This is a genomic window from Natrononativus sp. DTA114 (assembly GCF_059736515.1).
The window spans coordinates 112,296-124,632 of sequence record NZ_JCASSN010000004.1; the positions used below are offsets into that span (position 1 = coordinate 112,296).

The following is a 12,337-nucleotide window of genomic DNA, read 5'->3' on the forward strand; positions in this document are numbered from 1 at the left end:
GGTGAATGTAACTGATAGGAAATTACTTGTGTGAATAGAAGACCATTCTGAACATGAGTAAGGAATGGCTTAGGAGCATTGATCTCCACACGAACTATCCAGCTGGGAAGGTAGTACAGACAAATCAATTAAAAGACGTTGGGTGTGGTATGTATCCCTGTTATTATGCCCGCCGGGATAATTCTATTTTGGTCTCTACCTCAGTAACAGAATTAGTGTGCGAATTAGGGGATCTCCAAGAAAATCCTAATTTTAATCCCCCTAACTTCTTCAGTCCTAATAAGCGCAAAAAGGCCATCTCCTATGTGCCTAACAGTGTGAAATCTACCGTTCCTTCATCCATAGTACACTTCCTCCAAGATTTCAGTGTATTACCTAACCCTACTGACCGTTGGTATGAGGGGGGACATACGATAGATCGACGCATCTCATATTTACGTCCGTTCGAAAAAGTGACGTTAAATAGCAAAAAGAATAATTTTTCACCAACCTATTCACTTGGTGAAAAAGAGGAGTTTCTCTCACAGTCAGCCAAGTATATAACAAAATTTGTGCATAAGATAGAAGAAATGTTTCCCAACCATCAACATGTAATCCGTATGGGAGGGAAAGATAGTCAATTGATTTCTCTTGTTCCAAAAAAGACTAAAAACTGGCACGTCTTCAGTGCAGAACCGAACCACTCTCTTGTCAAGAAATTTATCAATGAAAATAATATAGATATTAATAGTCTATTCTATCATGATAATAAAAATAATGAATCTATAGAAGAATTTGAGCGGAAAGTAATTTGTACCGACCTCCGAAGTGATCCTAGACATCACAAATGGTATCCCAAATTAAATAATCTCGTAGATCAGTTTGACGGTAAATGTATAATGTGGAACGGAGAAGAAGGGGACACTATAAACAGTTATCATCATGCTTTCCATGGGTCAGATAACTACTTTAAGGCACACTTCAACCGTGGGGCAAAATGGGGAGCACTCACACACCAACTTACTAAAAACTATACCGGTGTACCAGTGCTTTCGCTATATCACTCTGAGGAACTTTGGGAAAACGTTTATCGGCACTATGATCCGAATATGATCTCAAAATCGACAGATTTGAGGCCACAACTCGGTGAGATCTTATATAATGATGAGGTTTGGTGGCCTGACCGAAACCCAGGACCAGACCCGTGGGAATATTCGCACTCACCCGATACAGAATCTATCTACCGGTCTTACATTCAGGACCGGTTATCCGGCGAAACGAAGTCAGTAATCAATTCTAGAACAACCAACAACACCTGCAAATAGGTGTATTTCCGTTAGGGGATATTATATTTTAATATAATATCTCCTGGCCTGGAGATTAGTGAACAGCGGGGGTTGGTTTAATGATCAGTCACGATATGTTTGTTCGACGATGTGCTTCTCCGAGACGGGTGCGAAGCCGCTGTGCTTCACGTCCAAGTGGGTTAACATCTTGATGAGCATCCGAAGCAATAGAGGCGTGAGACCGTCCATACTGCTGAGACGACAAACCGATAAACATACCCTGAGCGAATATAAAACGATTATTGATTTCGTGGAGCGCTGCGCCACAGTCGATGCAGAGGGCTGCATAAAGGTGCGTATCCACAGAGTGACCCTGTAGTTAAGTATCGAAATTACGACTGGACCGACCTTAAGCCCCACGGATATTTCATCACCTGTCACACCTCAAGAAACCGAGTGGTTGCTTTGTAATATCCATTTTCACCTGGGACCACGTCCACAGATGACGGCCAGTTGTGGGTATCTATTGCTGACGATCAGAACGAGTTTTCGGACTGGGAGGATCATCTACACAACCGCGCTGTCTCGCCTCTCGACGGGACGATCTACGTCTCAGGCGGCGACAACAGCAGCGACGTGGGTATCTCGAGTTACTATTACTCGACGGACGGCGGCGACTCGTGGACGAGCGTCGACACCGATTACCAGATCACGCAGATATCCCCACACCCATCCGACTCTGATACTGCGATAATGTGCAACGACGGAATCGATTCGGGAGTTGCTTACGGGCTAATCCGAGTCGAGGACGTTGCATCTCCCGACGCGCTCCCTCGCTTTGTGCAATCGACAGAACTGTCCCCTCCTAACGGTGTCCCTGTGCCGTACTCACTGGCGACAGTGACCGATGGCGACGAGGGGCACCATGTTTCAACTACAACGAAACTGGCTCAAGATTACCTGCTCGCGTCGACTGACGTGGAGGGATACGACTGGCGGAAAGTTGCTGAGATCGGGCAGTACCCGACAAACATCACGGCTCAAGGCCCATACGCCCGACACATTGACGCGGACTCAATCGGCACGACGGTCGTCTCGAACCAAGCACTCGATTTAGTCAACACGTCCAAATCGCTCTATGGCTCAGCCACGTCTGTCGGGGTTGACAGACGGTATGCTGAGGACAGTATCGTCTTTCAGGACCACGGACAGCGGGATCACGCATAGAGTAACCGAGGTGGGACGGCACAACCTCGCCCGAATCCGTGGCCGTGATCTATTCGATAACATGGCCTTTTATTGGACGGATGAGGAGTTTGGATTCCGTAACGACTCAACAGGTAACGAACTGCTCCGAATCTTCGCTAACGGTGAACTCCGAAATGAAGGCGGTCCTATTCGCAACAACTACGGCGAATTTGACTGGGGGGAAAGCCCCAAAGACCTGTCTTCGTACAACCCGAGTCGGACATGGCACTACATCGTAGCCATGAACGACGGGACCGAGGGGGAGAAAGGACCGTACTGGTGGGACCCTGATGAAAACCACTGGGTCAAAATGGACGACTGGTCCCAGACGCTCTACCCGTTCTCCGGTACGCTACGATACGCAATACAGGCTGTCGGCACTATTATATACACAATGATGAGTCGTGCCTATTCGTTCCTTCGGATCGTGAGTTGGGCTGTAATAGCTTCTTGGGGTCCCCTCAATCGGGACGAAATAGACCTCTGCATTTGGGCGATACACCACCCGATCGCCAGAATACTCCCCCATCAAAAGAGATGTCCCCCAATATTGCCAGTGATCAGCCGATCTTGAAGGAGACTGAGATCGGTACAGCAAGAAGTCAGTCTCGACTTCTTCTCCCACAGGAGTATATTCTTCAACAAAAGCAGCAGCTGATTGCTCCCCCGGCGTTTGGTAGTTTCGTGGATAATTTGCACTATCAGGCGCTACAAATGGAGAAAAGAGGAGGCCAGGTATTAGGAGTAACACGACAACAACCGATAGAGAGAACTTCGCAACCAGGTCGTTGTCAAGCCGGCGAACCAGTAACCCCAAACCGATAACAGCAAATGCAGCAAGTGCAGGCTCTGAATAGGCCACAGCCCGGCGGAACCCGTCCCCGGTAAGCAAGCCGATCATAGAGATTGCGACCCCGCCCGTTGCGATAGACGCCATTACTCGGTGAGTGTACGTGGTAGATGACACCATTAGACCGAGCCATGTGAGGCTAGCTATGGTGAAGAACACGAAAATATGCCCGTTAGAAACCAACAGGTGACGGGTTGATGAGGAGGCAGGAGCTGCACCGGTTGGTTGTGATGTGAGCACCGTTTCCGGAGGGGGGAGATCGACGAACAATCTGAATAAAGTAGGACCAAGATACCCCGTTGAATTTAACTGGAGATACGTCACGATGAGGCTAATCAGAGCAAGCAGGCTCACCAGAGAAATGGTCGCGTTCAGTTCAGTAGTATTCTGTGAGCGAAACACCGGAAGTGACAGCCTTGAAACGAAGTTTAGACCAGCCAGGCAAATCAAAATAGTCGTGGCGAAGACCATGCCCAGCTTGTGGGAGAACATAATTGCCGGCACCAGCACCAGAAGCGACGCGTAGAATCCACGCCTCGAGATGGTTCCCGCTTTCAAGATCAACAATAGAGCAGCTGAGATAAGTATCACAGTGAGAGATTGTGCGATCGGCAAATAGGAGAATTGGATCGTGAGAGGCGCACCTGCGGCCAATATTGCAGCTAAGAACGCAGTTCGCCCATCCAACCCGTCGGTAGCCCGCACATAAAGGAAGGCAAAAAGAGGGACAAGGATGCCGAGAATGAGCGGGAATACTGCGAGTGCAATTTCGGGATCCACACCAAGGATAATGGACCAACTCGCTACTTGGATAATGTAGATGGGCGCCTGCGAATAGAAGCCGACGATTGTGGTGCCGGAGATGAAGTTAGTAGCTAACACCGACTCAACCCACTCAACATAGAGGTTCGGATCGATTCCGATCAAAGAGGGTGATGCGACAGAGATGTACGTTCGGTACGCTACGGACAGCACGATCAAGAAAAGGAGAAGAGCGATGTATTGACTCTTTGAACTGGGTGAGACGGCGAGCGCCGCTAATATGAGGAAGAAAACTGCGGGCATCCAAGGAGAAAACTCATTAAAGGTGTGAGAGAGAAAAATTCCGGAAGAAAACAGCAGCAAACATAGGACGAATATTCCCTTTTCAGCACGTGTAACCATTCAGTTGGGATGGGATATAAGAGCACTAAACACTTACTGAAACCACGAGGGAAACAGAATGGATAGGCAAAAACGTCATGACTATTGGTTTGCTGGTAGTTTGTTTGTCATTGTAGCCGTGGTTTTTTACGTTTTTGGATTGGCAGTACGAAGAAATTATAATACGGTTGATAATAAGGCATTTAGTCTTGGTTTAAATATGATTTCCGTGGTATTAATCTTAATCGGTATACTTATTTTTTATATTCCTCATATACTGTTCGAAAGTTTACTAAGTTGATCGGCAGTTTCTGTTCACGGCGCATGAAATCAGCATGTAACCACTTTTATATATTCTTCATGAGAACGGGCAGTATGGACTTGGCAGGATGGCTATCAGAGTCAGCCACTCGTATCAATAATGATGGCATTGCAGGAATGAAGTGGATGATGCAACAACCAGCCCTGAAAGCGTGGAGAGAACTTTCGCGGAGACGGCCAATGGGGACGTCTATTTACGAGGAAGATTGGGATGTATTACTCATTTTGGATGCTTGTCGGTTTGATCTCATCAGTGAGGTCTCTGGGGAGTATGAATTTATATCTGATATCCGGACACGGAAATCAGTTGATAGTGGGACCCGTGGATGGATGTCTGATACTTTTACAGATGAAGCAGCTGATGAAATGGCAGAGACAGCATACCTCTGCGGGAATCCTTGGTCAGAGGATTTATTGGACCCGAACGATTTCGCACTGCTCGAAGAAGTGTGGCAATCAGCGTGGATTGAGCCAGGTACAGTCCCTCCAGAAGCTGTAACGGATGCCACGATAGCCGCTGGTCGTAATGGGTCATACGACCGGATTATCGCTCACTATATGCAACCCCACTGCCCCTTCATACCGGCTCCTGATCTTGGCCCAGGTAAAAAACTCGAACATTACGGAAACCAGCCACAAGGCGACATCTGGGAATATCTTGACGAGGGACGGGTGTCGGAAGAAGAAGTCTGGGAAGCGTACCAAGAGAACCTTCGGGTTGTATTGGATGATATTAAACGGCTACTTGAAAATCTTGATGCTGAGAGCGTTATTATAACATCTGATCACGGAAACGCACTCGGGGAGTGGGGTGTATACGGCCACGGATCAAATTTACCTTTATCCTGTCTACGGACAGTACCTTGGATCAAAACCGAGGCAGTCGATAAGGAGACGTCAACACCGGACGATTGGGAACTGGGGGAGGAGATCGACCGCCAAGGGCAATTGGAAGCTCTCGGGTATCTCTGAGCCCGACCGATCACAGTCCGCTCTTATCGACTTTTTCACATAGCTTGCGCCGTTCAAGTCCCGTCACTCACTGGTGAACCGTAGAGTACACGAGTTCATGACCGGGCCGACTGAGATTCCTAAAGCGGTGTTGCCGGAAGCCCGGGGTTTTGTTCCTCGAGACACCCAAGGATCAGACCGTCTTTGAGCGACCTTCTGGTTGGAATAGAACATACTCGATATACAGCATGAAACATCCATAGAAGATCGAGAGTCCACGCCGTCGCAATATCGGGCTACTTACTCTACAGTGACGCTCTTCGACAGATTCCGCGGCTTGTCAATTAACTGCCCCCAACCGATTCGCCACCCAGTAAGAGACGAACGGTAACTGTACGTTCGCCAGAATCGGCGTGAGCTGCGGATGAGTCGCCGGAATCTCGAGAGTGTGGTCCACGTATCGTTCGCTCAATCGGCCAGCGTCGGTCACCGCGATTACGGAGGCGTCGCGGGCTTTGACCTCCTTAACGTTCCAACGTCTTCTCGAAGTCTGTTCTTACAATCACCAGCGCGAAAACGGGCGTTCGGTCGGTCACGAGCGCCAAGGACCCGTGCTTCAGTTCGCCGGCGGTGACCCCTCGGCATGCTCGTAGGTAATCTCCTTCATCTTCAGTGCACGCTTTAAGGCGACCGGCGCATTGTACCCCACCCGAACGAGTTCGCTTGCGAGCAAAACGAGCGTGGTCTGCTGGGACGCAAACGTCTTCGTCGCCGCGACACCGCTCTCCGAGCCAGCGCGGATGTACATCGCGTGATCGCACTCCCGGTCAGCGGAACTCCCGACGACGTTCGTCAGCGCAAGTGTCGTTGCATCGGTCTGGTTCTCCTCACGCAACGTCCGCATCGTGTCCGCAGTTTCGCCGTTTTGCGTGACACCGACGACGAGCGTTCCTTCGGTACTTCCCAGTTGGAATGTGCGGTGGGGCTCGCAGTCGTGAGTTCGAAAACGACCGAACAGGGTATCGCACGACTCGGGACTGGTTTAGGGGCCGTTGTGGTTCGGTTGTAGCCTGATTCAGACCCGATGCATTCCCGCGAAATGGCCAAGAACTAAAAGAATACTATCGGAATTCGGAGTCGGAGCGTCACTGGTTGAAGCCTTCGCTAAAGCCGAAGCTATTTTCTATGAATCAATCTATTACTCCGACATGAATGTGACTGGCCCGAGAGGGCAAACGATCCTCATTACTGGGGGCGGGGGCTTTATCGGGAGCCACCTCGCCGATCATCTGGTAACTACTAACGACGTCCGCATCGTCGATTCGTTCACTACCGGCAGCCGTGCGAACGTTCCCGAAGAGGCAACCTGCCTCGACGGTGATATCCGCGACAAGGAAACAATTGAGCGGGCCATCGAAGACATCGACTTGATCTTCCACGAAGCCGCACTCGTGAGCGTCCAGCAATCGATCGAAGCTCCCGAGACAAGCCACGAGATTAACGTCTGGGCAACGCTGTCACTGCTTGAGCGCGCTCGTGAGACCGATGCACGGGTCGTCCTCGCCTCGAGTGCAGCGATCTACGGCCATCCAGAGCAAACCCCAATCAATGAAGCAGACCTGAAGACACCGTCCTCCCCTTACGGGCTTGAGAAACTCACAATCGACCACTACGCCAGACAGTACCACGACCTCTTTGAGCTCGACACCGTCGCCCTGCGTTACTTCAACGTCTACGGGCCGCGCCAGACCGCCGGCGACTACAGCGGTGTCATCAGTATATTCCTCGAGCAAGCCCAGAACGACGAACCGATCACGATCAACGGCGACGGCGAACAGACCCGCGATTTCGTTTACGTCGACGACGTCGTCCAGGCGAACATCCTCGCAGCCGACTCCGACCACTCGGGAGAGGCATACAACGTCGGCACCGGCGAGAGCGTGACGATCAACGAACTCGCGGAGGCGATCGTAGACGTTACGGACTCAAACTCGGACATTGTCCACACCGAAGAGCGAGAGGGAGACATCCGCCACAGCGAGCCGGATATCTCGAAGATCCAGACCGACCTGGGATATGAGCCCACTGTCTCGCTGAAGGAAGGCCTCGAGAAAACGATCCAGGCGTCTGAATCCAACTAGCTCGCTCGAAATCCGACTAATTCACTCGAGCTTCTCAACCGATACCCCGCCCTCGAGGTATACCTTTCCTTTCGAACTCACCTGGTAGTACCCCCATCGTCACCCACTCGAGTAACCCGTGTCGCTCGAGTTCTCCGAACTGCTGTCGAACCGTTGAGTAGCCAATCTCGTGACTGCTGTGTTTGAGATTTCGGTAGAGTGACTTGGCCGGTAACTCGAGACCAAGGCCGCTTTTGAGCGACAACCGACCGACGAAGAGACGAGTTCGTCGTCCTCGTCGCTGCAAAGCAAGTACCGAGTACCCAGAGTTGCTTCAATCCGATGCGGGTATGGTGGCTCGAGAAATTTCCTCAGCTCGATCCATATACGTCCCTAACGCGCCGTACAACCCGACCTCATCGCCTAGCGACGTTAACTCGAGGGCTGGCGGTTCGACGAAACAGAACTCCTCGAGATGCTTCCTCACTTCCTCGAGTAGCCACTTCTCGTTGTTCAACGCCACACCCCCACCGAGCGTGAGCAGTCCCGGATTGTGGACGTTACACAGTGCCCCGATGCCGGCGGCGTTGTACCGACTGATCTGCTCGAGACACGCTCGCGCGAATGGATCCCCGTTCTCTGCAGCTGCAAACACCTTCGCTGCGGTGAGATCCGCGACGTCGATTCGAGCGAGTTCGCTGGCGGTCACGGCAGGCGTATCGCGCTTGAGCCGCTGTTCGACGTATCGTGGAATCCCTCGGCCCGAACAGAACGCTTCCCAGGCACCCGGCACCCCCGAACTCTCGAGGTCACTCCCCGGATCGACCGAAATCAGCCCGAACTCACCGGCCTGACCCGACTCCCCACGGAGTAACTGCCCGTTTTCGACGACACCGCCGCCGATTCCGGTGCCGAACGTGAGATGAATCACGCAGGCGTGCTCCCCGCGACTTCCGAAGTACCACTCGCCGAGGGCCGACGCCGAACAGTCGTTTTCCAGATACACCGGCAACTCGAACGCGCGTTCGATCGGCTCCCGAAGATCGATCCGGTCGATCAGGTCACCCTCCGCCGTATCGAACTTCTGGATACAGCCCGCCTCGGGATCGACCAGCCCCGGCGCGGAGATCGCCACCGCATCCAGCGGCCGTACTTGTTGCAATTCTTCGAGTGCCTCGAGGATCTGGTGTACAAGTCGATGTGGCTGTGTCGGTTCAGTCGAGATGTCGGTGACAAAATCTCCTGCCGGAGTCCCGATAGTGAAATGAAAGTTCGTGCTCCCGATACCGAAGAGCGCGACGAGATCCATAAGATAGACAACACAATCACACATTTAGTAATTACGGCCAGGCTGGGACACATTTCCGAAATTCATACTACTTCTGAACGATTATCTAATTAATTGCTATTTGGGGAGGCACTTTCCATGGGTATTAGAAATAAGTTTTCAGAATCGCAATCGACGTCCCCGAATTGGTAGTCCCGTCCGGCGCACAGCCCCAATACTGACCTCGACCTCGGTGTGACCGCGAAGGTTTCATCACGCTGGGGGTCGGTTCTCGTACAAATCGGGGATCGAACTTGTCGAAAATTCCCTATCGCTGAGCTGCCGATCCCACAGGGGCAACTTGCGGGTTCGTGCGCTCCTCGTTGAAACAAGCGTGTGATGGCGCTGCTCAGGTACGGTCGTTCCACGTAAGTCGCACGGACCGTGCCCTTGGTGTCGCTACGGTTGTCTACCGTCTGGGGAACGTCTTTGAGGCCGTGAGATCCGCGTTTGCTTCGAAGCTGATGTGAGTGTCTCTTGATGCCGTGTCGTCCGATCGGTTGACCCGCAGTGTGGACTGGTCCACGCTTTGCGTCGGGCCTCAACGACGATCCCGTACACTTTGGCGGTACACGCCAACCGGTCGACGAACGCCCGATCGCCCAGAGTTGTGGAGGTTTTGTGTTCGTTTGTACCGACCAGAGCGGCTCGAGGACGTTCATGAAATCGCCGACGTACACCGTTGAACCGCCTTCGGCGTATCGCCGTTCGACGAGGTCGACAATAGTGACGAAATCCTCGCCAGAGTCCCAATCGTATAGTAAGCTGCCACACCCTATTTCACTCGGTCTTTTGACCTCGCTCGGTGGGGCTTTCGCGTGGGCTCCCGTTCTATACCTACTAGAGGTAGGGGGGAACGTACTCCCCACTCACGTTCATCGTCCCGCGATTCAAGCGCACGCCTACGGGTGCGCCTCCGTCGGGTGCGTTTTGCCGCCGACGGAGATACCGGAATCCGATGTTCTTCGCTGCGTTGTAATCCGCGTGGTTCTGATATCCGCACGCCAGGCACTCGAAGTCCTCGTTGGTGCGATTATCCTCGTGCGTATAGCCACACGTCGAACAGCGCTGAGACGTGTGATTCGGTGGGACTTGCACGGCTTCGACGCCGTGGTCGGCGGCCTTGTATTCGACGTACTGGTACAGTCGCCGAAACGCCCAGAGGTGATGCCACGTCGCTTCGGGAATATTCTCACGGATATGCGTCAGGTCCTCGAACACGATGTGCGAACAGCCGTATTCGACGGCTTCTTCGATGAGTTCGTTCGCGACGTCGTGGAGGTATATTTCGAAGCGGCCAGACTCCTTGCGGCCGACGGCTTCAATCGCGTCGTGGGCCGCTCGTGTCCCGCACTGGTGTAGCGATCCGCGCCGTTTTTCGTACTCGCGCCGCCAGTGGTTGAGCTCTGCGGCGGACCAGAACGTGCCGGTCGAAGTAACCGCAATGTTGGTGATGCCCAAATCCACACCGAGGACTGTTCTGTGCTCGGTATCGGGTTCGGGATCATCGGCTTCGACCTTCCGCATCGAGGCATGGAGATACCACTCCCCATCCCGGTGCTGGAGATGTCCCATGCGGAACTCGTAGTCCTCGTCTTCGAGGTACGTTCGAGGGTATCGATCTGGATCATCGGGGAGGATGTAGTCGCACTCGATCCGCCCAGCGACCGTTGAGAGCGAAACGTGATCACGGTGGAACGTTGCACTTCGCTTGTCGTAGACCACGCTATCGGCGGAGAAGTAGGGCTGCGACGTCCGTTCGCCCTTCTTCACTCTCGCGACACCGCTTTTGATTGCTTCGACAGCCCGCCGAATCCCCTTCTGGACGAGATTGGCGGTGAGGTCGGTTTCCTCTCGGAGTGGATCATAGAGCGCACGCTCAGCTTTGAGCTTCGAGGTAACGTGGTATCCGTCGTCGCCGTGCCAACACCAGTCGCTCGCGGTGTTGGCGCAGTGTTTGAACTGCTCGACTGTCTCTCGGAGGATCGGGTCGGCCCCCTCGGGAGTCTCGAGTTTGATAACGGCAGTGCGACGGTATTCCACGATATTCACACTCCGAGCGGTACGTAGTAGTTGAGAGCCTGCCTGCCGGAGTCGATGGATTGTAGTCGGGGTATCGGCACCCTCCTCACCGTACTGGCTCGCTTCTTGGGGAGGGAGTATCCGCCGTGGTGTTCTGGTGAAGTTGGCTCGTCGAACTCAGCATTGCCATCAAGCCCCTCTTCAACGAGTCCCGTCGACTCTGTGAGCCCGGACCTATCGTGATTATAACTCACGGCGAACACCCTTCTGAGGGTGGGCTAAAGGCCCGAACCGCTAACTCGGTCAGACACAGCCGGTGGCCCCGCGAGGTCGGAAGCAAGAGCGCTCCGAGGCGCCCCGCCACGAGCACCTCCGCCACCCCGAGCGTTGGCGACCGAATCCGGTCGGGCGCACAACCCCAACAGAACAGCCGTGGAACGTGCCACTGTGGCTCATTAGCACACCGATAGGCGGAGGCGAGAACGATATCACTCTCACCGAGGCCCTCCTTACAACCCATACAGATCGCCGGATGTGGTGGCGTCCCAACGGGGTGGCCCGTCAGCACCTGAACCGGGGTTGCAATGACCGTCGGCACGCCGAAATTTGGTTCGCAGCCGTCCTCGTCGGTCGGCCGCGAGGAAACCTCGTCAGTGGTCATGGTCCTGCAAAGTGGGATTTCTCCGTGGCGGTCCGAGCCACGGTAGTCGATCACCGTGTGGGCTCCCTGACCACTCGCGTACTTGGCTGCCATTACGTTTTTTACCGGTTGGATTCGTAGCTTGCATTGCTTCTCCTGAGAAGCGCGGGCGGTGTCCCAGCACCGTCCGATTCTAATCGACAATCCCGTGCTCCATTATCCAGTATTCCAATCGCCAGTGCCTTAATAGTTGCGAGTATTCGCAACGTTACTTATACTCGCAACTACCCGGACATATCGAATCTAAGCAACTACAATGGTGTCAATACAAGAAAGAGGCATGGCTCGGTCTCGAGCGCTAATCACCGAAACTGAATATGAACGTATCAGTGGAGAAGTTGATGTTGAAGATCCGAAACGATACCAATCGATTTCACGAGTTCGAAAACG

Annotated in this window: 8 protein-coding genes and 2 pseudogenes; 4 read left to right on the plus strand and 6 right to left on the minus strand. The window is 53.0% G+C overall.

The features are described 5' to 3' along the window. The first annotated feature begins 53 nt into the window (after positions 1 to 53). Together AC6I6S_RS16265 and AC6I6S_RS16270 are read left to right on the plus strand one after the other, a co-directional pair. Complete coding sequence (locus tag AC6I6S_RS16265) at positions 54 to 1,304, plus strand: hypothetical protein (protein WP_497951649.1); 1,251 nt, start codon at positions 54 to 56, stop codon at positions 1,302 to 1,304. Between the two features lie 474 nt (positions 1,305 to 1,778). Then, positions 1,779 to 2,492 (plus strand): hypothetical protein, encoded by a 714-nt coding sequence (locus AC6I6S_RS16270; RefSeq protein ID WP_497951650.1) that lies wholly within the window; start codon positions 1,779 to 1,781, stop codon positions 2,490 to 2,492. 373 nt (positions 2,493 to 2,865) lie between these two features. On the opposite strand, the gene AC6I6S_RS16275 is transcribed toward AC6I6S_RS16270, so the two are convergent. Next, positions 2,866 to 4,527 carry a hypothetical protein gene (locus AC6I6S_RS16275; RefSeq protein ID WP_497951651.1) on the minus strand — a complete coding sequence of 554 codons (1,662 nt, stop codon included), beginning with the start codon at positions 4,525 to 4,527 and terminating at the stop codon, positions 2,866 to 2,868. 354 nt (positions 4,528 to 4,881) lie between these two features. On the opposite strand from AC6I6S_RS16275, the gene AC6I6S_RS16280 reads away from it, so the two are divergent. Next, positions 4,882 to 5,799, plus strand: a complete 918-nt coding sequence (locus AC6I6S_RS16280; protein ID WP_497951652.1) for a hypothetical protein — start codon at positions 4,882 to 4,884, stop codon at positions 5,797 to 5,799. Between the two features lie 279 nt (positions 5,800 to 6,078). On the opposite strand, the pseudogene AC6I6S_RS16285 reads toward AC6I6S_RS16280, so the two are convergent. Beyond that, positions 6,079 to 6,727 (minus strand): annotated as a pseudogene (locus tag AC6I6S_RS16285) (SIS domain-containing protein); the annotation flags it as partial. Between the two features lie 259 nt (positions 6,728 to 6,986). Between AC6I6S_RS16285 and AC6I6S_RS16290 the strand changes: the two are divergent. Then, entirely contained in the window at positions 6,987 to 7,919 is a 933-nt protein-coding gene (locus AC6I6S_RS16290) for an NAD-dependent epimerase/dehydratase family protein (protein WP_497951654.1), read from the plus strand. A gap of 313 nt (positions 7,920 to 8,232) precedes the next feature. On the opposite strand, the gene AC6I6S_RS16295 is transcribed toward AC6I6S_RS16290, so the two are convergent. From AC6I6S_RS16295 to AC6I6S_RS16310, 4 genes and pseudogenes are all read right to left on the minus strand, one after another. Then, a complete protein-coding gene (locus tag AC6I6S_RS16295) occupies positions 8,233 to 9,231 on the minus strand; it encodes an ROK family protein (RefSeq protein ID WP_497951655.1) in 999 nt (332 codons plus the stop codon). A 262-nt stretch (positions 9,232 to 9,493) separates the two neighbouring features. Next, positions 9,494 to 9,944 (minus strand): annotated as a pseudogene (locus AC6I6S_RS16300) (transposase family protein); the annotation flags it as partial. Between the two features lie 121 nt (positions 9,945 to 10,065). After that, entirely contained in the window at positions 10,066 to 11,268 is a 1,203-nt protein-coding gene (locus tag AC6I6S_RS16305) for an RNA-guided endonuclease InsQ/TnpB family protein (RefSeq protein WP_497951656.1), read from the minus strand. A gap of 229 nt (positions 11,269 to 11,497) precedes the next feature. Then, the gene (locus AC6I6S_RS16310) at positions 11,498 to 11,908 is read right to left on the minus strand and encodes a DUF8112 family protein (protein ID WP_497951657.1); all 411 of its coding nucleotides are present in this window, start codon (positions 11,906 to 11,908) and stop codon (positions 11,498 to 11,500) included. Positions 11,909 to 12,337 lie beyond the last annotated feature (429 nt).